Source organism: Acinetobacter sp. 1294243, assembly GCF_000588015.1.
In the GTDB taxonomy this organism is placed as follows: domain Bacteria; phylum Pseudomonadota; class Gammaproteobacteria; order Pseudomonadales; family Moraxellaceae; genus Acinetobacter; species Acinetobacter pittii.
In genome coordinates, this window is record NZ_JFXG01000004.1 from 71,507 (window position 1) to 93,867 (window position 22,361).

At 35.2% G+C, this 22,361-nt stretch carries 17 protein-coding genes and 4 pseudogenes; 6 read left to right on the plus strand and 15 right to left on the minus strand.

The annotated features are described in order from the left end of the window. Nucleotides 1-30: 30 nt before the first annotated feature. Nucleotides 31-817, plus strand: a pseudogene (locus J655_RS25140) (IS3 family transposase); the annotation flags it as partial. Between the two features lie 82 nt (nt 818-899). Here J655_RS25140 and J655_RS0104350 read toward each other — a convergent pair. From J655_RS0104350 to J655_RS11100, 5 genes are all read right to left on the minus strand, one after another. After that, nucleotides 900-1,385, minus strand: coding sequence for a GNAT family N-acetyltransferase (locus J655_RS0104350; protein ID WP_032006652.1), 486 nt, complete (start codon nt 1,383-1,385; stop codon nt 900-902). Then, the gene (locus tag J655_RS11085) at nt 1,382-3,346 is read right to left on the minus strand and encodes a carbamoyltransferase C-terminal domain-containing protein (RefSeq protein WP_032052371.1); all 1,965 of its coding nucleotides are present in this window, start codon (nt 3,344-3,346) and stop codon (nt 1,382-1,384) included. Before J655_RS11085 ends, J655_RS0104350 begins: the two co-directional genes overlap by 4 nt. 6 nt (nt 3,347-3,352) lie before the next feature. Next, the gene (locus tag J655_RS11090; protein ID WP_032052372.1) at nt 3,353-4,063 is read right to left on the minus strand and encodes a hypothetical protein; all 711 of its coding nucleotides are present in this window, start codon (nt 4,061-4,063) and stop codon (nt 3,353-3,355) included. Then, complete coding sequence (locus J655_RS11095) at nt 4,053-4,724, minus strand: hypothetical protein (protein ID WP_227591713.1); 672 nt, start codon at nt 4,722-4,724, stop codon at nt 4,053-4,055. The genes J655_RS11090 and J655_RS11095 overlap by 11 nt, the downstream gene beginning before the upstream one ends. 77 nt (nt 4,725-4,801) lie before the next feature. Beyond that, nucleotides 4,802-5,008, minus strand: a complete 207-nt coding sequence (locus J655_RS11100) for a hypothetical protein (protein ID WP_005066667.1) — start codon at nt 5,006-5,008, stop codon at nt 4,802-4,804. Between the two features lie 525 nt (nt 5,009-5,533). On the opposite strand from J655_RS11100, the pseudogene J655_RS25750 reads away from it, so the two are divergent. Then, nucleotides 5,534-6,633: pseudogene (locus J655_RS25750) on the plus strand (IS3 family transposase). Between the two features lie 44 nt (nt 6,634-6,677). Here J655_RS25750 and J655_RS11105 read toward each other — a convergent pair. Both J655_RS11105 and J655_RS11110 read right to left on the minus strand, forming a co-directional pair. Continuing rightward, nucleotides 6,678-8,786 carry a peptidase domain-containing ABC transporter gene (locus J655_RS11105; protein ID WP_032052373.1) on the minus strand — a complete coding sequence of 703 codons (2,109 nt, stop codon included), beginning with the start codon at nt 8,784-8,786 and terminating at the stop codon, nt 6,678-6,680. A 13-nt stretch (nt 8,787-8,799) separates the two neighbouring features. Next, nucleotides 8,800-9,570, minus strand: coding sequence for an HlyD family efflux transporter periplasmic adaptor subunit (locus tag J655_RS11110; protein WP_005066671.1), 771 nt, complete (start codon nt 9,568-9,570; stop codon nt 8,800-8,802). A 1,207-nt stretch (nt 9,571-10,777) separates the two neighbouring features. Here J655_RS11110 and J655_RS11115 point away from each other — a divergent pair. The 4 genes and pseudogenes from J655_RS11115 to J655_RS11130 all read left to right on the plus strand — a co-directional run. Next, nucleotides 10,778-11,266, plus strand: a pseudogene (locus tag J655_RS11115) (DUF885 domain-containing protein); the annotation flags it as partial. Nucleotides 11,267-11,370: 104 nt separating this feature from the next. Next, nucleotides 11,371-12,009, plus strand: coding sequence for an HAD family hydrolase (locus J655_RS11120; RefSeq protein ID WP_005066675.1), 639 nt, complete (start codon nt 11,371-11,373; stop codon nt 12,007-12,009). A 23-nt stretch (nt 12,010-12,032) separates the two neighbouring features. After that, nucleotides 12,033-12,833, plus strand: coding sequence for a glutamate racemase (gene murI, locus J655_RS11125; RefSeq protein ID WP_005066677.1), 801 nt, complete (start codon nt 12,033-12,035; stop codon nt 12,831-12,833). A 720-nt stretch (nt 12,834-13,553) separates the two neighbouring features. After that, a pseudogene (locus J655_RS11130) lies at nt 13,554-13,848 on the plus strand (hypothetical protein). A gap of 201 nt (nt 13,849-14,049) precedes the next feature. Here J655_RS11130 and glmS read toward each other — a convergent pair. The 8 genes from glmS to J655_RS11170 form a co-directional block, all read right to left on the minus strand. Then, a complete protein-coding gene (gene glmS, locus J655_RS11135; protein WP_017398988.1) occupies nt 14,050-15,888 on the minus strand; it encodes a glutamine--fructose-6-phosphate transaminase (isomerizing) in 1,839 nt (612 codons plus the stop codon). Nucleotides 15,889-15,900: 12 nt separating this feature from the next. Next, entirely contained in the window at nt 15,901-17,265 is a 1,365-nt protein-coding gene (glmU, locus tag J655_RS11140; protein ID WP_017398989.1) for a bifunctional UDP-N-acetylglucosamine diphosphorylase/glucosamine-1-phosphate N-acetyltransferase GlmU, read from the minus strand. 8 nt (nt 17,266-17,273) lie between these two features. Next, the gene (locus J655_RS11145) at nt 17,274-17,807 is read right to left on the minus strand and encodes a phosphatidylglycerophosphatase A (protein WP_017398990.1); all 534 of its coding nucleotides are present in this window, start codon (nt 17,805-17,807) and stop codon (nt 17,274-17,276) included. Then, nucleotides 17,785-18,702, minus strand: coding sequence for a thiamine-phosphate kinase (gene thiL, locus J655_RS11150; RefSeq protein WP_017398991.1), 918 nt, complete (start codon nt 18,700-18,702; stop codon nt 17,785-17,787). The genes J655_RS11145 and thiL overlap by 23 nt, the downstream gene beginning before the upstream one ends. Nucleotides 18,703-18,718: 16 nt before the next feature. Next, on the minus strand, nt 18,719-19,168 hold the full coding sequence (nusB, locus tag J655_RS11155; RefSeq protein WP_002119137.1) for a transcription antitermination factor NusB: 450 nt from the start codon (nt 19,166-19,168) through the stop codon (nt 18,719-18,721). 3 nt (nt 19,169-19,171) lie between these two features. Then, nucleotides 19,172-19,642: a 6,7-dimethyl-8-ribityllumazine synthase gene (gene ribE / locus J655_RS11160; protein ID WP_002119264.1), complete on the minus strand. Its 471-nt coding sequence runs from the start codon at nt 19,640-19,642 to the stop codon at nt 19,172-19,174. An 11-nt stretch (nt 19,643-19,653) separates the two neighbouring features. Further along, a complete protein-coding gene (gene ribBA, locus J655_RS11165; protein ID WP_002119278.1) occupies nt 19,654-20,775 on the minus strand; it encodes a bifunctional 3,4-dihydroxy-2-butanone-4-phosphate synthase/GTP cyclohydrolase II in 1,122 nt (373 codons plus the stop codon). A 239-nt stretch (nt 20,776-21,014) separates the two neighbouring features. Further along, nucleotides 21,015-22,322, minus strand: coding sequence for a hypothetical protein (locus J655_RS11170; protein ID WP_080612948.1), 1,308 nt, complete (start codon nt 22,320-22,322; stop codon nt 21,015-21,017). Nucleotides 22,323-22,361: the final 39 nt, after the last annotated feature.

Here is a 22,361-nt window from a genome sequence, read left to right on the forward strand (position 1 = left end):
CCTCTAAAGCTAACTATGGAGATATAAGAAATGGCGAAACGCTTTAGCACTGAATTTAAGCAACAAGCGATAGAGTATGTGCTGGCAAATTCACATGAACCATTAGCTGCCATAGCTAGGAAGTTGGGTGTGGGTTATTAAACGCTAGATAAACGGGTACGTGATACGTGAAATAAAAGTGGCTGGGGCCAGCAAACGACAACTAACACCAGAGCAACAACGTATTCTGGATTTAGAAAAAGAAGTCAAACAGCTTAGTGAAGCGAATGATATTCTAAAAAAACGCATGTGTACTTTCTGACCGCAGATCAAACTTCGAAAAGTACACGGTAATTGCGGATTTAACGATGAACAAGAAAGTCACTATCTCTTCAGCCTGTAGATGTTTAGCTGTCAGCGCTGCTGGTTATTATGCTTGGCGCAAGCGACGAGTTGATAATGCTCAGAAATATAAGGATTTAAAAGCAGTATATTAGCAACCTCATGCTCGTTTGGGCGCACCGTCATTGGTTTATGACATGCATGATCTGGGCTACAGCATGAGTGAACGTATTGTAGGAAGAATGCTTAAGCATCTTGGGTTATGCAGTAAGATTTCATGCAAATATAAGCATACGACAGATTCAAATCATCGTTTGCATACAACTCCCAATTTATTGGATCGCCAATTTACAGCCACAAAACCGAATCGGGTTCGGGTATAGACAACAGACATTACATATATTTGGATCAAAGAAGGTTAGTTGTATTTATGTGTGATGCTGGATCTATTTAGCCGTCGTATTGTAGGAGACAAACCAGCCATAGAATAGACCAATTTAAGGTCTATGAGGACACTAATTTGCCATCACACGATACGACGAATGAAAAGTGCTTTTGTAAAAAAGCACTTTGTCGAATTATTTTATTTGTTTTCTATAAACATAATCATTATCTTCTTCATGAGTTTTTATAAAACCTGATTTCTCGAGAATTTTTATAGAAAATATGTTTCTAGGATCAACATAACCTTCTAGGTACTGCACATTATCTTTTTCTTTTAAAAAATTTTCAAGCCATTGCAAAGCAGCATATCCATAACCTTGGTTCCAATATTTTTTATAAATTACATAACCTACATAAGCTTTTTTTTCATTTTTTAATACTGTAGCTTGAATTGTACCAATTGGGTAATTTTTATGAAAGTCACTATATATTATCCAGTTCATCCACTCTTCGTTCGGATTATGAGATCCATCTATTAAAGATTGATACCTATTTCTCAATTGTTGTATATTCTCATACTTAACATCTGGAATATACAAATATAATTCATCATCCTGCAGGTAATTAAAAGTATTTTCTGCATCACTGATACTCAATAAAAATACATTTAAACTATTCATGATAAAACCTCATTAATTAAAAAAAATTTATATATAAATAGATTATATAATTCAAAATGAAGATTTGAATTTTTATCATCAAATAATTTGTCATTAAAATTTAATGGTTGATTAAACAAAAATAATCTTTTTAGAGGCTCTTCTTTAATTATTAAAGAAATATCATTTAAGCTTAGAATGAGATCATCATTTAAATTGAGAGATCCATCATTAAACTTTTTAAGTATAAAAATATTATTATTAATTATATATTTATTATCTCTTATTGCTTCGGTGAAATAATTGTTTCTTTCGACTAAATAGTTATCTATTAATAAATAATCAACATCAATTTTTTTTAGATACCAATCTATTGCTTGATTATAATTTTCTATAATAGGCTCATCTGGACCATTGAAAGATGTGTTAACTAATACGCCTAAACCTGTTATTTCTTTAAATTTTGTTATTAAATCATATAACCAAGGATCATCTTCATAATCTAGCGTTTGGCATCTTGTCGTATTATCTGGATGTTCTAAAGCTGGCATTTTTCTTAGATTACTATCAGATATATTATATGAGAACGTCATCCAAGAGCTATTTAAGGGACCGTGAAAGATATTTCCTATTTCTTCTTTTAGAATAATAGGTGCAACTGGTCTCCATGACTGTCTCTTCTTTATTTTGTTTAATTTGTTTTTTGTACTATCCAATAGTGGAGAGGCCAATATACTTCGTCCACCAAGTGCTCTTGGGCCAAACTCTGAGCGACCTGAACAACGAGCAAATATTTTCCCATCGAATATTAATTTTGCTACTTCATGGGTATTCGTTTTTTTGAATGAAATGAAATTTTTATGCTCTTTATTTAAAATATCTATATCTAGTTCATATTTGATGCCAAGCCTATCCGTTGTAACTTTGTTAACTTGATCTTTAAGTTTAACTGCACCCCAAAATGCACAACCAATTGATATTCCAGCATCATTTGGCGCACTTGGTAAACTAACACTATCGAAAAAACTACTATTATAGATTTTAGAATTAGCTAAAATATTAAGAAAAGAGCCGCCTGCTAATGCGATATCCTTTAAACCTGTTAATTCTGATGCTTTCTTTGCATAATGTAAAAGTATATTTTCGGCAGCATTTTGACAACTATCTGCCAAATAAAATTTAGTTTCATCTGTTAATGTAAATTGATCATTATTATTTGAGGGTAATTTATATAGCATCTGTTGCCAATTATTATGATATATGATTTCTCCATCTTCTTCTTCAAAAATTTTTATTAATTCTTTACGTTTGTTATAGGCTGCTAGGGCCATCAAGGAGCCATGTTGCCCCTCTTTATTAAAAATTAATCTACTAACATTTTCATATAAGGCTCCAACACTTTGAATTATTGAAAAGTTATTAGGGTGAGGAATTTGGCTTTCTCTATATTTTAAATCAAAGTATTCACCTAATTTAATTTTATAAATACTTAAATTTTCAGATTTAAGTTTGACTGGTTTTTTACATTCAATTATTGAATTATACCATTCCGAAAACTTCATTTCATAATCTTTTAATTCTTCAGTAGCTGATCCAGCATAATCAGATACTAATACACAAATTTCTTTTTTAGGTGCATAACTTGAAGCACAATAAGCATGAGCTAAATGATGTGAAATAACGTAATGATTATTTGAATAGGGATCAAAATCATCAAAATCCTCTTCTATAACCGAATGCTGAAATCCTACACCTCCTCTTGCAGTACCCTGAAAAGAAGACACAATAATATCAACTTGTTCGATTGAAAATCCAAAAGATTCTAAAAAATTCTTTATTTCTAGTCTCTTTGATAAACCATGACAAACGAAGTTTTTTATTCTGGTTATTCGTTCTAATTGTGTAGCTGCTATAAGCGTACCATCTTGAACTAATGCTAATGAAGCATGATGTCCTAAATGAATTCCTAATGATAGTCCCATTATTATTTATCCTCTAGGAGTAAATCCAATTGTTAAAATTCCAATTGACTCATTAACAGATAGTTGTGATCTTCCATGTACTATGGAATCACCATAAGTAATCATTATTTCTCCAGGCTTGAAATAATATTTTCTCATTTTTTTTCCATTAATATCAAATACATATAAGAAAGAATTTTTATTTCCCACTGCTTCATGCCATAGATTTATATTTACATTTATCGAGAAACTTGTTGTATCTACATGCGCAGCCAATCCATCTCCAACTTTCTCATAAAATAAATAGCTTGCTATTCCTGTTGGAGTTGATTGCGTAGTATAAGTAGTGACAAGTTCATTTAGCTCATTTGACAATGCAATTCTATCTGCAATCGTTCCTCCTAATCCTAAATAATGTCCAATTTGTTTAATTGCTCTTGGTCGTACTTCATTTTTTGCTTCATTAATAAGCTGATTTAGCAATTTATCAGTCATGAAGCTAGGTCTTCCAAAGTAATTAACCCCGGTTTCAGAAATTTTATTATGATTTTGAATTCTTGAGATCAAATATGCATACTCTTTGAATAAGGATAGTTCTTCATTATTCTTTGGCAATACTCCATTTGGACATATTTCCTGGATAGCCATAGATAAACTTCCTCTTAATAAGGCTAACTCCTTAGAGTTAAGTTTATCTTTAATTTTTAAAATTGATTCAGAAAAACTTTCAATTACCATTTAATATCTCCAAATTTTTTAATGGGAAGCCATAGGACATAATGCATACTTCCTCTCCTTTCTTTAAAGTAGTTCTTGCATGTACAGTTGTTTTTGCCCAAAATATTATATAGTCACCTGGTTTTAAATTTAATTCTATGGGATCTGATAACATTGGATATAAAATTAATTTTGATGAATCATTTATATTGTAATTATGCTTTAGCATAATAATCATGTTTATACAGAAATCTTCAATATCTATATGTGGATATGCTAATTCACCTTCATTATAAAAATTATAATTACTATTAACCTTTCCATTAAATTTTATTTTATTTTCTTTGAAAATTGTTTTGATAAAATTTTGAAAACTACTGCTATTAAAAAATTTTTTTGACTCAGAACTAGCAATATTCCATCTATGTGCTTTTTTAGGAACAGTTAGACAGTTTTTTTTTAATAATTCCGCCTCTTCACTTAAATATTTAAGCTGTTTTGAGTCTAAGAAATCAAGATGGCCTCTAGAAATTATTGAATGACCAATTTCTTCATTCATTAGTCTAATTACTTGAATAGCAACTCTTAAATAATCTGGAATATCATACCATTTTATATATATTTCTCTCTGTAAATCAGGAATTACAGCCAACGCATGTTTAAATATCTCTTCATTACTCAAAGTAGAAACCATCCCTTTTTTTATGTTAATTAAACTATAAAAGCTATTGTTAATAGCTTTTATAGTCGAATCTTTCTCTACATTTGATGTATAGACATTGGCTTGGCGTATGCTCCTCCTGAAACTAACACGGCTTCTTCTTCAGATAGGGTTTCTCCACGTTTCTTAGCTAACACTAGCATTTTCTTTAATGCGGATTCAGCCTCTCCATTAATACCTTCATTAGTTAGTTTTTCTTTAATTGAATCTAACGCATTTTCTTGATGTATTGCATTTTTTTTCATAATAAATTTCCTTTAAATAATAATGCCAAAAATATGGCACTTAATTTTTTATCATAAGTTAAAAATATATAAAATATTGTTTTTAATTTTATTGTTATTTTATTGTATATTATTTTATAAAGCCTTAAAAATTAAGTAGTTTAGCACTATTTAATTCAATAATTATTTTAGTGCACCATAATGTTGCAATTATAAAATGTGTTTTATTAGATGATAAATAATTTTAAAAAATATAATATTTAACATATTTGAGGGGTGTTTTAATGGTGCAATTATAAATGTATTTCACTAAATAATATTTAAGAATCAATATAGTATTAATTCGGTTGCAAGGTACCATAATAGTGCATTTTGATTAAATATTTATAGTAGTTTATGACCTTGTTGCGTAAATATTTAAAAATTTCCTCTTTTCTAACTAATTCTAAGTTACAACTTGGGTAAAGGGCTTACTTGATTCTTGATCTGGACTGTCATTACTCTCCTAGATAAATATCATCTATTCTTTTTGCATAAGAAAATATTATGATTGGACAACGATACACCCCAAAATATAAAGATGAAGCCGCTAAATTGATTACAGGATGTGAATATTCTGTCACTGATGTAGGAGAACGTTTAGGTATGTAAAAGCACAGCATTTATAAATGGCTAAAGGTGCAACCACTCTGATGAAAGTGAACTGCTCGAGGTAAAGAAATAAATCCTGTGCCTTACAAGTCAGCTTAAACAGATTGAAGAGGAATGGAATATCTTAAAAAAGGTCGCAAGATACTTTGCAAGCATGTCCGAGTAAAGTATCAGTTTATCCTTGAATGCAGCCATCAATTTAAAATTAAAACGATGGGTAGGGTTCTTAAGATTGCTCTTGCTCTCTATTATGCCAAGTTGCATGAACTTGAATCAGGCAGAACTATTAAAATAAGCGGTTATTGCAGCTCATCCATTCTTCTTATGATGCCAGTTATGACATCTACGGTTATCGTCATATCACGCTAGATATTTTAAAGAGCTAGGTGAAAGTTGTGAGTCTTCGCGTGCTGACGACCATGAGGAATAATGGCAGGATATAAGAAGTATAAAAGCATGTCGTGGTCGTCCTCAGATTGTGCCACCTATTCGTTTAAATTGAAAATTTGTTGTAAACACACCTGATACCTTGTGGGTGAGTGATCCTAGATCCACATCTACCAAAGTGGGTCATATCTGACTGTGGTTCTCGATTTATATTCAAGGAAATTCATCGATTGGTGAATTAAATCTACGCTTGCCAAGGATATCGTTTTAGATGCACTGTTAATGGCGGTATGGCGACGCAGACTCAATGAACCCAGATCCATACACTTAGACCAAGGTTCAAATACAACAGCAGAGACTGGCAGAAATTCTGTCAGAAGCATAACTTGGCCCCAAGCATGGGCTGTAGAGGGAACTGTTGGGATAATGCTATTGCTGACTCTTTTCTAGCAACTTAAAGAAGGAAAGAATTAAAAAGAGGGTATGAAAAACGAAAAATGGCCCATGCGGATGTGTTTCATTATATCGAGATGTTTTACAATCGGATCAGGTGTCATTCGCATCTCGATGGGATGAGTCCAGAAGCCTTTGAGTCAACTTCAAAATGAGGCTGTTTCATGTCAAGCATACTGGGAATAGTCCAATTTTAACTTTATGAGTTCATAATATCACTACGTAAAATTCCATCTTCAATTATTAAGACTCTATCAGCGGAATTTATAGTTTCTTGTCTGTGAGCAATAATAAATCTAGTAATTTTTAGCTTTTTGATAAGATTATTAACCTCAAACTCTTTATATATATCTAAATTACTTGTTGCCTCATCAAGAAAAAGAATCTTTGGTCTTTTATATAGAGCTCTAGCTAATAAGATCCTTTGCTTCTGCCCACCAGATAATACGGTCCCCATCTCTCCTATAAGTGTATTATAACCCATACTTGTATTGATTATCTCCTCATGTATAGCTGCCATTTTTGCACACTCTTGAATCCAGTCTAAATTTGAGCTGGCATCAAAAAAAGATATATTGTCTGCTATGGATCCTGAAAAGAGAACATCTTCTTGTAATACCGTACCAACCAGTGATCGTATATTATACAAACCTAATTCTTTGATTTTATGCTCGCCATAAAATACATCACCTGTTGTAGGAGCTAGAATACCAAGCAAAATGTTCAATAAAGTTGATTTCCCACTGCCAGAGGCACCAGTTATGGCAACTGATTGACCATATGGTATTTCGAATGTAATATTATTTAGAATGCTTTTTTCATAATTAGAATAACTAAATGAAATATTTTTAACTTTAATTGATAACTTATTTGAATTTATTTCCATAAATTCTTGAGGATAAATGATTTCGGGTTCAGTAAGGGAAATATCTCTTAATCTATCGTTATGTAATTTTATTGTACCGATTTCTGATAACTTATCAATTAAAGCAGTAATTCTATTTGTAAAAAGTGTTTTGTAAACGACGAATGCAACAAGAGAACCTACACTCAATTCATTTTTTAATACTAGCAATGTGGCTAAGTATATAATTACAATATTTTCTAGTCCAAAAAGAAAAATTCTAAATTCTTTAGTCATTATGTTTATTTTTTCTACTTGTATTTCAGAGTTAATTTGGTTAGTAAGTAGGGAAAACCATATAGATTTTCTTTCAATTTGAGCATTAAAAGTCTTAATAGTTTTTACCCCACGGATAGATTCAAGAAAATGAGAGTTCTGTTTTGCAGTATGTATAATGCGTTCTTCATTTTTGTATTTTTGTGGATAATAAAACACTATTTTAATTACTAAATAGAGGATCGTGAAAATAAAAACTATACTAGTTAATAGTGGTGAGTAAAATAATAGTAAGCTAAGTATTAAAATTGACATAATTCCATCAAATATGGCTGTCATAAAGCTTGATGTTATAGTATTCAATATGGTGTTGATTGATCCAAATTTCGAAGCAATATCGCCAATTGATCTTTTTTCAAAAAAATCAACTGGTAAATCTAGTATCTTTGAAACAATATTGGCCTGCCATTTTAGACTAATATTGAATTTCATGAAAATATTAAGATTTTCTCTTGCTAAATCCAATATTACTTGAAATGCTAAAATAAAAACGAAACTTAATGCTAATATTGACAGTGAACTTTCATTCTGAGTAGGAATAATTTGATCGATAATCCATTGTAATAATTGTGGATTTAGTAAGATTACTAGTTCTAGACTCAATGAAATAAAGAAAATTTGTACTAAGACTGATTTAATCCCTATTATTTCATTAAAAAAATTATTAAAGTTTGATTTTTTAATCTTATATTCATTATTTTGGGAGTTAAAGTTTGGTTTTGGCCATATTTCTAAAGCTATACCTGTAAAACTTTTTGAAAAATCTTCTGAATTAATTTTTCTAACACCTATTGCAGGATCATGAATTATATAGTTATTATGATTTATTTTAGTTAAAATAACAAAATGATTGAACTCCCAGTGTAAAATACACGGTAAATTAATGTTTTCTAAATTTTCTATATCAATTTTTATTGGTCTTGTTTGAAGTTGCAAATCATCAGAAATTATCATCAGCATATTCAGTGAAGTGCCTTGTAATGATATTTTATATTTGTTTCTTAATGTGATTATTGAGATGCTTTTACCATAGTAATTTACAATCATTGCTAAGCATGCTAAACCACATTCAGCCGATTCATGTTGTAGAATAACAGGAACTTTTCTCTTCAAACTAAAATTTAACATTTAATCGTAACTCTTAATTTTTAAAGGGGGTTAAGATCCACGCAATAATTTTTTTGCGATCTTGTTTAATTTCTGCTGTTAATGTCAATCCAGCTCTTTCCTCTATTTTATTTTCATAATATTTTTTATTACTTTCTTTTATTTTTACTTCTATCAGGAAGTAGATCTCCCCTTTTTTATCATTATTTAGAATCAAGTTATCGGGATCTATGTCTGATGCAGAATATGCCATATTTGAAATTTTGTATATATATCCTTCTCTCATTCCGTAGGTTTGATATGGATAAGAATCATATTTTAATAAAACTTTATTATTTATTTTAACTTTTGAAATGTACTGACTTTCTAAATATAGATTTATTTTTAATTTGTTACTAGGAGTTATTATCATCATAGTTCTTTCTTTTTTTTGAAATTTATTAGCTATTGAATTAATTATACTTATTGAGCCCTCCACGGGGGATCTTATTTCTTTTTTATAACCATTAATTTCTAAAGTGTAAAGTAAATCATTTTTTTTTACATGATCTCCAACTTTAAAATATTGGTTTTTGATTAAACCTGACTCATTAGTTTGTATTTTTATGTATCCATCTTCTGGTAAGGTTATTCCCTTTACACTGATGTATCTTGTGTACTCTCCAGTAAAAAGAAATGTGGCTATGAGTGTTGTTGTTAATAAAAGAAGATATATATATAATGTTTTTGAGAATGGCCTAACTAATGAAATATTGCTAAAATTTTTATTACTTTGATTTTCGAGTGCTTCTTTTCTATATATCATTAAATTAAACCTAACCTAAATATACGATATTTTCATGCTATTCTAAAATGAATTTTTAGTATGAGTTTAGAATACCTATTAAATTTTTACGAACAAATCATTATATTAAGGATGTAATTGTATCCAAATAATAAGTAAATATTTCGCTAACTTAATTATATAGATGAATTGTTGAGATTTAAATAGACTGTATCTGAATAGTGATTTATTGGCCTAACCACTTATAGATTAAGAAGTATTGAAATGTTATATGTTTTTGAAATACTTGGATTTAATATTCTTTCTAATCCTTGTAACCATTCATTAAATTCAGTTAGCTCTTCTAAAGGTTTGGGATGCCTTAACGTATAAGTAATTCCGAAATCTTGTAGACGTTCAGCAGAGGGCCATCGAAGAGGGCTTTTAACAATTTTTTAGCAATATGTTTAAAATTATGACTTCAATTATTGAGAGCATGGATTTATACAACTAATGTTTAGATTGGTTTGTGTTATCAGTGAGATCAATTTCTAATATTGCATATCATTGATTCACTATAGAGAGTCTAATTTCAAGTAGGTATTTCCATCTAATGTTCAATGCAAATGTGAATGTCCAACTTTTTAGAGATAGTGTAGTTTTTCTTCATATTTTAGATAATGTTTCAGGGTGTGGTCTGTAAAGTCGAAATTTACTTTTGATCTCAAACCATTGATAATATTAGATGCATTTAGAATAGGGAGTATGCTTTATAAATGGATTGCCAGCATAATTCCCAATACTAGGTTGGTATTCCTTAACATAACAATGACTTTATTACTCATTCGATTCATCCTTATTCGTGAATAAGTTAATGGCTCATCATCTTCACTGAGTAAATCGTGGTATAAAGGGAAACGTAATTTTAAATTCTCATTAAGTTCATCAGATGACTTCTTCCGCTTTGGCGTAGAAATTATTGATCTGATTATCTTACGTGATTTGGGGCTTCATAATTCGTGTAGCAGTATCAATAGAACTAGATGTTGTGCCTTTTATTTAGAACCTTTCATGGTTTTGATTATTGTGAATCTCGCAGATTCGGCTTTCTGTTTTCGTGTAGACGATAGTATTTCGGTACTTACTTGTTGCTTAACATTCATGACTTTTTGTTTTAGATTATATTGAGCTAATTCGTTTTTTATATTTGTTTATCAAATTTTTTGGGGCCCTATTAATTTGCCAAACTTCCCAAAACCTGCCAAATTTGCCGATGTTCCGAAAGCAACCTAACCATACCGCTTATATTGAAGGTTGGACTCTTTACGCAGAGCAATTGGGTAAAGATGTTGGTTTCTATAAAGACCCGCTTTCAGACTATGGAAGACTATCGAGTGAGTTGTTCCGTGCTTGCCGTTTAGTGGTTGACACTGGGGTACATTATAAAAAATGGACCCGTCAGCAAATGATTGATTTTATGCGAGAACACTCTGCTTTAGACGAGCCTGATATTCAGGCAGAGGCAGATCGCTATATTGCTATTCCTGCCCAAGCATTAGCGTATAAGATGGGACAACTGAAAATTTTAGAGCTTCGAGAGCTAGCCAAACAAGAGCTCGGAGACCGTTTTGATATCAAAGCCTTCCATGACATGATTTTAAATGCAGGAACATTGCCTTTAAATATTCTGGATGCGCGTATTGAAAATTGGATTAAGGAACAAAAAGTGGCAGCTTAAAATAAAATTCAAAATTTAGGTCAGGTCCTCGTTGGGCCTGATTTAAAAACCAATAGAAAACAGAATATAATTATAAAAAATATATTTTATTTCAGAACTTTAAAATGGAAAAATCTTTAAAAGAATACCAAGCTATTATTTTTGATATGGACGGTACTTTAGTCGACTCCTTTAGCTTCTTTTTAGGTGCTTTAAATCAGCTTGCCAAGAAGCATAAATTTAAATCTGTAGAGCTACATGAAGTAGAGCAGTACAAACATCTTTCACCAAAAGAAATTATGAAAGAGATGAATGTTTCTAGGTGGAAACTGCCTTGGATTGCCAAAGATTTCATTCGTTTAATGAAAGAAAGAGACCAAGAAGTTTACATGTTTGAAGGCATGCGGGACCACTTAATTGAACTACATAATCGGGGATATACGCTCGCAATTATTACTTCAAACTCTAAAGAAAACTGTCAAAGTCTTTTGGGTGCAGAGCTATGTGAGCTTTTTGCTCATATTGATGGTGGCTCGTCTATATTTGGCAAAGCTAAACGAATTAAGCGTGTTCTAAACATTTTGAATTTAAATAAAGAGCAGGCCATTTATGTCGGAGACCAAACGACTGATGGCGAAGCTGCACATAAAGCAGGCATTGATTTTGCTGCGGTAGGTTGGGGGTATACATCGGCTGAAAAATTAAAAACCATTCAGCCCAAAGTCGTGCTCAATGACTTGGCAACCATGAAAGAATTTTTCTAAATATATGAAATGCAGGACAAACCATGAATAACAATAACAACCCGATTGGAATGATTGATTCTGGTTTAGGCGGGCTGTCTCTATTTAAGTACATTCGGCAGGCCCTTCCGAATGAAGACATTATCTATTTCGCTGACTCGAAATATGTCCCGTATGGAGACAAAGAAAGCGACTGGATTGTTTCACGAACCACGCATTTAATTTCAAATCTAGTTGCACAGGGTAAATGTAAGGCGATCGTGATTGCTTGTAACACCATGACGGCTGTAGCGATTGAAACAATCAGAGCACAAATTAGTGTTCCACTTATTGCGATAGAACCAGCGGTAAAACCCGCGGTAGCAATGACTGTGAGCAAGCATATTGCTGTTTTGGCAACTGCCACCACAGTGAAGGGCAAAAACTTAAAAAGTTTAATTGAAACGTATGCCCAAGATATTAAAGTGTCTTTGGTGCCTTGTATTGGCTTAGCCGAAAAAATCGAAACGGGCAAAGCGCATACAGCGGAAGTTAAGGATTATTTGAAAAATATTTTGGCGCCGTTAGTCGAGCAAAAAGTCGATACGATTATTTTAGGATGCACACACTATCCATTTGTCTCAGACACAATTCAGGAAATTGTAGGCCGTGATATCCAAATTATTGAGCCTTCGGAAGCTGTAACAGCGCAATTAATTCGGCAGCTCAAACAATATCATTTAAGTTCTGAAAGTCCAAATGAGGGAAATCATATTATTTGGACCAGTTCAGACCCGTTGGAAGTTGCGGACGTGACTTTTTCTTTGTTAGGTACGCGATTACCCGTAAAGGCTATAGAAAAGTAAACTCTAGAAAAGATGATAAGAGGTATATACTTATCATCTTATATATTTACATAAACTGTTTAATTAGAATTAATGATAAATCTATTTTATTAACTAAATATATATAACCAAATTTTATATTTTAAATTTAATTAAAATTCGCAAATATAATAAAGATAATAATATTATTTAAACATTAGTTAAATTATTATATTTAAACTTTTTTTATTAAAATAAATTGACGTTCTTTATTATACCAATTATTATTTCGTTGCTGGCCTACATCGCCAGTCGGTTTTGACAGACCGTGTCTAGCGTGTCGGGTTATACTTTCTCAGTATTTCCCGTGTGGAACCTTTGTGCCCCCTTTTTCTCTATGGTAGGGCGGAAGGGGGACGCGTACGCGCGTGCTGATCGCTAGGCTCAGTCTGTCAACCCTCTTTCGTTCTGCCACCCTAATCAATTGACGGTGATTTGGTGGTAGGACTCCATTTTTAAGGAGTTGGCCATGCCACAATTTAAACTCATTTTCTCTCTCATTTAACTATTTTATTTATTTAAAATTTGGATTTTCTATGTCCTGATTTTTTAAATATATAAATTATTTTTATTTTATAATCTTAATTATTTTGTTTTCCTATTCTTGTGGGAGGATTAATTATTATTTAAAAAAATTATTTTAATATTTAAACGAATAATATTTTTATTTTATTTAAAGATATAAATAATCATGAGAATAATATGAAACTTCATAAATTTATATTGTTTTTAAACCTTGTGGTCGGTGCTTACAGTATTACAAATGATGATGCGAACGCTCAGCAGGAATTTAAAAGAATTTGTTCGTTAGGTGAACACAGGCAAGCCAGTTGCAATTGTATTTGCCAACAGCTTGCACAGGTGTATTCGCCTCAAACCGTACAACGTTTAAAACACACCAGTTTGCAAAGTCCTGATCTCCCACAGGACTTTGCCCCTAACTTGTTCGGCATCATTCGACGCTGCGACAAAACTGAAATGGGCTAAGTTCGCTTAGCTCCTTTATCTCTGTGTCGCAATGATCTCTCAAACTTTAAATCAGCGCAAAAGTAAAAGTCCGTTGTGACATAGGGTCCTAGGGGGTGTTCTGTATGTTCTGGTATGAACGCAATAAAAAAGCCCGCTATGCAGTTATACATATCGGGCTTAATCAATCAGTTATTAAAGCAAGTGATGCCTTAATAATGATCTTTTTGAATTACTCTACAGTTACTGACTTCGCCAAGTTACGTGGTTGGTCAACGTCTGTACCACGTAATACAGCAACGTGATAAGACAACAACTGAACTGGTACGCTATAAACGATTGGAGCTAGCCATTCGTTTACTGCTGGAATATGCACAACGTGTTGACGGTCTTTTTCATTGATTCCGCTATTTTCGTCAGCGAAAACAAATAATTCACCACCACGTGCCTGAACTTCTTCCATATTTGATTTGAGCTTATCAAGCATTTCATCATTTGGAGCAAGAATGACGATCGGCATTTCATTATCAACGAGTGCTAATGGACCGTGTTTTAACTCACCAGCTGCATAGCCTTCTGCATGAATATATGAAATTTCTTTTAGCTTTAATGCGCCTTCTAATGCGATTGGATAATTCGTACCACGGCCTAAGAATAAGCAGTGATTTTTTTCAACGAATAATTCAGACAAACGCAAAATTTCTGGATCATGTTTAAGCGTATCAAGAATAACTTTCGGGCTGTGCCATAACTCACGTGTAATTTCTTCAAGAAGAGCAGGGCTAATACGTTGTTTAACTTGACCAATTTTCAAGATTAACAACATAAGCGCAGCGAGCTGAGTCGTGAACGCTTTAGTTGAAGCAACACCAATTTCAGGACCAGCAAGCGTCAATAAGTGATGATCAGTTTCACGAACCATTGAAGACGTAGCAACGTTACAGATGGTTAAAGTCTGAATATCGATATTGTTTGCTTTCGCACGCTTTTGAGTTTCACGTAGTGCAGCTAAAGTATCGGCAGTTTCACCTGACTGTGAAATACAAATATAAAGTGTATTTTCAACAATTACAGGAGTGCGATAGCGGAATTCACTTGCGATTTCAACTTGGCAAGGCACGCCAATCAGTTGCTCAAACCAATATTTCGCAATCATTCCTGAGTGATAACTTGTACCACACGCAATGATTTGTACGCTTTGAATTTTATTGAAATCTGCATCAGCATTTTTCAAGAAATCATCACGTAAGCTATTGCCATCAAGCGCTTGAGAAATTGTTTGCTTGATTGCTTCTGGTTGCTCATAAATTTCTTTGAGCATGTAGTGTTTGTATTCACCTTTTGATGCACTGCTTACGGTTGCATCAAGCTCTCGTACTGGACGCTCAACGCGCTCGCCATTTGCAAATACTTCAATTGAAGTACGTGTAAGACGTGCAATATCACCTTCTTCTAGGTACATAAAGCGGTTAGTTACAGGCAAAAGTGCAAGTTGGTCTGAACTAATAAAGTTTTCACCAATACCTACACCAATCACGAGTGGTGAACCTTCACGTACAGTAATGAGTTCATCTGGATAATCGCTGTGGATAATACCTAGCGCGTAAGCACCTTTAAGCTGAGGTACAACAGTTTCAACAGCTTCTAAAAGGCTATCTGTACTTTTTAATGCTTCAGCAACTAAGTGTGCAACAACTTCAGTATCTGTTTGAGAAGTAAAAACGTAACCTAAAGCTTGAAGGTCGTCTTTTAATTCTTGGTAGTTTTCAATGATACCGTTATGTACTACAGCGACCTTACCTGACATATGAGGGTGAGCATTGTTTTCAGTTGGTTTACCATGTGTTGCCCAACGGGTATGCGCAATCCCGATAGCCCCCGCAAGTTGGTGTTCAGCGACAGCTTCTGCAAGATTGATAACTTTACCTACACGACGCTCACGTAAAATTTGTTGGTTATTCAGTAAAGCAACACCCGCAGAATCATAACCGCGGTATTCAAGACGTTTTAAACCTTCAAGTAAAATCTCGGTTACACAACGTTGTGCAACGCCTCCGACGATACCACACATACTTCAATCCTCTTATTTTTTAACCTTTTGGGGACGTTGATAATTTGCTTTTGAAATTTGTTGTGCACGTTCAAAGGAGAGACTTTGCTCGGCTACATCTTTCGTAATCACAGAACCAGCACCAACTGTTGCGCCACTCCCAATGGTCACCGGAGCAACCAGCGAGCTATTAGAACCGATAAAAACGGCATCACCAATAGTGGTTTTGTGTTTATTTGCACCGTCGTAATTACAAGTAATCGTACCTGCCCCAATATTCGATTCAGCACCGATTTCTGCATCACCTAAATAGGTGAAATGGTTAGCTTTACTACCCAATCCAATCGTTGTATTTTTAACTTCAACAAAGTTGCCGATATGTACTTCATTTGCCAATTTAGCGCCTGGGCGTAAGCGTGCAAATGGTCCAATTTGAGCATTTTCGCCTACAACTGCGCCATCAAAAACGCTATAGGCTTGAACTTTAGTTCCGGCTGCAATTTTGGTGTTCTTTAAAATACAACCAGCCCCGATTTCTACAAAATCGCCAAGTTCACAGTCACCTTCAATAATCACATTGACGTCAATACGAACGTCATGTCCAACTTTTACAGAACCGCGTAAGTCAAAGCGTGCAGGGTCTGCAAAAGTTACGCCTTGTTGCATAAGCTCTTTTGCTTGCTGTTGCTGGAACTCACGTTCAAGTGCAGCAAGTTGTAAGCGGTCATTGACGCCTTCAACTTCAAAAGCGAGTTCTGGTTGAATAGATGCGATTTCTAGACCATCTGCAACAGCCATTGCTACGATATCAGTTAGATAATATTCGCCTTGCGCATTTTCGTTTGAAAGTTTAGGCAACCACTCATGAAGTTTTGCATTGCTAACACAGTAAATACCTGTGTTGATTTCTTGAATCTGACGCTGAGCTTCTGTTGCATCTTTATGTTCAACAATCGCTTGAATCTTACCTTCTTGACGAACGATACGACCATAACCTGTTGGGTTGTCGACATGTAAAGTAATCATGCCAATGCCCGTTTTACTTGAAACTTCAACAAGTTGCTCTAGCGTTGTTTGACGTACTAAAGGTACATCACCATAAAGAATTAATGAAATCCCGTCTTTAGGAAGTACGGGTAAAGTCATTTGTACCGCATGGCCTGTACCTAGTTGTTCTGCTTGTTTAACCCACACAATATTTTCTTGTGCAAAAGTTTGTTTGACGTGGTCACCACCATGCCCATAAATCGTAATAATATTTTCTGCGTGTATTTTTTTTGCTGTTTGAATGACATGTTCTAAAAGTGGGCGACCCGCTAAAGGTTGTAGTACTTTAGGAAGCTGAGAACGCATACGCGTTCCTTTACCTGCAGCAAGGATAATGACGGTAGTTGACATGAGTAAACCTACTTAAATGGCGTTACGCCCCAAAAAGTAATAAATATGATGATACAGAGGGCCGCCCAAAGCCCTGCAATGATGTCGTCTAGCATGATCCCGAAACCACCAGCAACTTTCTGGTCGGCAACACGGATTGGCCAAGGTTTCCAAACATCAAATAGGCGGAATAAGCAAAAACCAATTAGTGCCCATTGTAACGACATTATATTAAAAAAGATTAAAGGCAGAAGAGTAATTGATTGTCCTGCAAATTCATCCCACACAATTCGCCCATCATCATGAACATCAAGGACTTTTGCAGTTTGACCACAGATATAAATCCCGATCAATGACATGATAAGGATGGCGATCAAGCTTAAGTTAAAGCCAAGTGATAACCAGATTGGAACGAAGAGTAGGGCAAAGGCAGAGCCAAAAGTACCAGGAGCTTTAGGTGCGAGACCAGATCCGAAACCAACTCCACAGAAAACGATGCAGCGGTTGAACCAAGACATGTCCTTAAAATGAATCGGTGGCTTATGCAAAGTGTTGGTATCCATGAATTTGCAATGGGTAATCTGAACCCACGTGCTCAAAAGTTAGTTGTGTTTGCTCAACGATCTCTCCGATCATTGTAATCTTAATGTCTAGTTGTTTTTGCAAAAGTTTTTCATAATTTTGCGGTGTTATTGTAAAACATAATTCGTAGTCATCACCACCAGCTAAAGCATATTGCCAGCGCTGTTGTTCTGGTAGTTCTTCTAGCGTTGAATCAATCGGTAACTTTTCTAAAAGTAATCGGGCACCGACCTTTGAAGCTTTTAAAATGTGACCTAAATCTTGGGCTAATCCATCAGAAATATCAATCATACTAGATGCTAATCCCTTTAACTGTTGTCCAAGTTGACAACGTGGTGTCGGATAGTCTAGTCTTTTTTGTAATGGATGACCTAGGTGCTGTAAACCATAAGCTGCATCACCAACTTGACCGCTCACACAAACATAGTCACCGACTTTGGCACCTGAACGTAACACGGCTTGTCCGCTTTCAATCCAGCCCATGGCCGTAACAGTAATGGTGAGATGAGGGCCTTGAGTCGTATCTCCGCCAATAAGAGCAACGCCAAATTGATTACAGCAGTCATAAATTCCCTGACTGAATCCTTCAAGCCATTCATGATCAATTGTAGGTAGGCTGAGCGCCAGTAAAATACTATGCGGTTTTGCCCCCATTGCTGCAATATCTGAAAGATTGACAGCTACGCTTTTCCAGCCAATTGCATGGGCAGAGGTATCAAGAGGAAAATGACGTCCAGCAACGAGTGTATCTGCACAGATCACCAATTGTTGGTTTACGGGAGGGGTAATTAAGGCTGAGTCATCTCCAATACCCAAGGTGACATCTGTGTAAGATTGTCTGTTAAAGTATTGGTCAATAATAGAAAACTCAGCCATATCAACTTCAAACCTATTAGTTTGCTTGTTGTTTTTCAGCACTACGTAGTGTTGAACTTAAACGATCTAGAACGCCATTAATGTATTTATGGCTATCTGCTCCACCAAAGTGTTTAGCGAGTTCAATAGCTTCATCTAGAACGACACGATAAGGTACTTCTAAATGATCACGTAACTCGTAAGCACCCAAGCGTAATGTTGCTAGCTCTACACCATCAAGTGCACTAAGTTCACGGTCAAGAACCGGAATAAGTAATGCATCAAGATCTTCGTGCTGTGCAATCACTTGTGTTAGAAGTTCGTGATAGTAGTTTAAGTCTACCTTGTGCATTGCATTTTCAGCACGGGTGCGTGCTTCGATTTCATGTACAGGGTTGTGACTCATTTGCCACTCATAAATACCTTGTACAGCAAAACGACGTGCTTTACGTTTTGCTGCATAAGCGGCTTGCAGTGTTTGAGACATGCTTTAAATTGCCTTTAATAAATTAACCATTTCAATTGCAGTTAAAGCAGCTTCGCTACCTTTGTTTCCTGCTTTTGTACCTGAACGTTCGATGGCTTGCTCGATGCTATCAGTAGTTAATACACCATTGATGACAGGCAAGCTGCTTTCTAACGCGACTACACCTAAACCTTTTGCACATTCACCAGCAACGAAGTCAAAGTGTGGTGTGCTACCACGAATAACTGCGCCAAGTGCGATAATGGCATCAAACTGGTTTGATGTAGCTAATTTTTTAGCAACAATCGGGAGTTCCCATGCGCCAGGAGCATGAATAACAGTAATGTTATCTTCATTTACACCATGACGTTTTAATGTGTCGATTGCACCATCCAATAAGTGTTCAACAACAAAGCTGTTGAAACGACCCACTAAAATCGCATAACGACCTTCGCTTGCGAGATGTAATAAACCTTCAATACGGCGAATTGCCATAGCAACCTCGATTATTTCGTTGTGATTTGATCAGCAGTGACATATTCCACTACTTCTAAATTAAAGCCAGATAAAGCATTGAAACGTAATGGTGAGCTAAGAAGCTTCATTTTTTCAACACCTAAGTCACGCAAAATTTGAGCACCGACACCAATGGTTTGATATTGATGTGAAAGTGCTGCATTGGATTTCACCGGTTTTGGCTTATTTAAATCATCCAACGCTGGTCCCAAGTCTTGCAAATGATCTTGTCCGATCCAGACTAAAACACCGCGATCACTCGCTGCAATCGTCTGTAGGGCACGGTCTAAATTCCACGCAGGTTCACCATCAGCTTTATTTAGCTTAAGCAAATCGCGAATTGGACTAAAACCATGCACACGTACTGTTGTAACACCTTCTTTTGGCTCGCCTTTAACTAAAGCCAAATGAATGTCCGGGTTACCAATCTCACGATAACGATAAAGTTCAAATGAACCATATTCTGTTTGAATGGTTTTTTGATCCAGACGTTCAACCGTTTGCTCATTGGTCATGCGGTAGTGAATCAAGTCCGCAATTGTACCAATTTTTAAGCCATGCTTCTCGGCAAAAATTTCTAAATCTGCACGGCGTGCCATTGTGCCATCTTCATTAATGATTTCACAAATGACAGAAGCCGGTTCAAGGCCTGCTAAACGAGCTAAATCACAACCTGCTTCGGTATGGCCTGCACGATGTAAAACACCGCCTGGTTGAGCCATTAACGGGAAAATATGACCCGGCTGTACGATATCAGTTGGTTTTGCATGCGCTGCGACAGCAGCTTGAATTGTATGTGCACGCTCTGCTGCTGAAATACCCGTGGTAATACCTTCAGCGGCTTCGATTGATAAGGTAAAGTTTGTACTGTGCTGAGCGCCGTTTTGGTCAACCATCAACGGAAGGTTTAACTGTTTACAGCGCTCACGGCTTAGCGTTAGGCAAACTAGACCACGTGCATGGGTAATCATGAAGTTAATATCTTCAGGACGAACATGCGTTGCTGCAATGACAAGATCACCTTCATTTTCGCGATCTTCGTCATCCATCAAGATAACCATTTTGCCTGCACGAATATCGGCGACAAGATCTTCAACACGACTCAGCGGCATTCGCTTTCACCTTTTTTTGTCGTAAGACAATTTCTATTTAATAAATTTTGCATAGTTTACGCTGTTTAGAGAATTTTGCCTATGATTCTGATTTATCCAAATTTGTGACCTCTAAGAATAGATCGAGATTTATTTATACAAATAAATCATAAGAAAAAGGAGTAGTTTTAAATAAAAGGTATGAATTTAAATAAAAAAACCTAGCCAAAAGGCTAGGTTCTGATGCGCGTAGTTACTTTTTATGAAGCTGCACTACTTGGACTATCACTTTGTGGGATTGATTTTTTTCCCATTAAAATTTCAGTCCGGATATTTTGAGCAAGTTCAGCACATTCTGCATTCATACCATTGATCATAAATGCATGACGTGTCATCACATTGCTTGGGTTTGGCATAGCAACAAGTTGGTAGCTGTCTTGAATTGCTTTGAGCTGTTCATTTTCGAGATATAAAGCAGACTCTTTAGCGTGAAGATGCTGTGCTAAACGTTGAGCAGCTTCTTTTGCATCGATTTGCATAGCTTCTACAGCATTACATGTTGCACTACGAGTTTGCAGCGCAAAGCGTTTATCTTCACGGTAACGTTTATATAAAACATCTGAAAGTAATTGGAATACTGTTCCAATCATAAGTAGACATTCTACGGCATGCGTATGAGAGGTTGAAATCGCAAGTGTCGCACCGTCGGCATTAAACTCATCTACTACTTCAATATCTGTGAGTTTCAATTGGTAATGCTTAACGCATAACTCAATACTCTTGTTTAAAAAGAGCTGGCAGAGTTTGAAATAAGGAACAGATACCGATTGGTTAACACTGCTTAATAACTGTTTAGGGTCATAAAACTGAATATTGAGTGCCAACGTATGTTGGTCAGCTGAATCTGAAGTTTTTTCGGCTTGTTGGCGAGCTGCTGGTTTCGCTTTAGCTTGTTGCTGAGCTTGTGCAACCAAGGTTACCGTATTTTGTTTTTCTAGAGCCAATGCTTGAGTTAACTGCTGAATTTCATGCTTCAAGCGGTTTTCTTCATTAATGCGTGCCAAATATTCACTTCGTGTTGGACGAGCAATCGCGCGATAGGCAAGCCACAATAAAACATGCAAAAACAGAGAAGCTAAAATTGCAAGCCATTGAGTACGAAGAATTTCTCCGATACTTGGCTGAATCAACGTAACTTCAATAGATCCGACTTTCTTTTCATTTTGAAGGGCATCACGAGCAAAAATTTCGCCTTGGCGGGTTTTTGAAATTCCGCTCGTTGCTAGAACCTGTTTGTTTGCATCAAGAATGCGAATAGACGCAACACTTGGATTGGTCGCATAGCGATTGGCAATCAGAGCCAAAGACACCGTATTAGCAGGTTCAAGCTCGGATAAGCTGTCTGCAACGAGCTGACTGGTCATGAGCTGACCTTGACTCGCACGGTTTTCATTAAGCTGGTGTGTCGTTGCAATGACCAATAAAAAGGTATGCAATGCAAAACTAACGATCAGTAGGCTAGCAAATAGCCCTTGTCTAGGCGCAATCAAGTTAAACTTCCAAGGCAATTATATTGAAATTCGATTATGATTCTTACAATAGTTGTC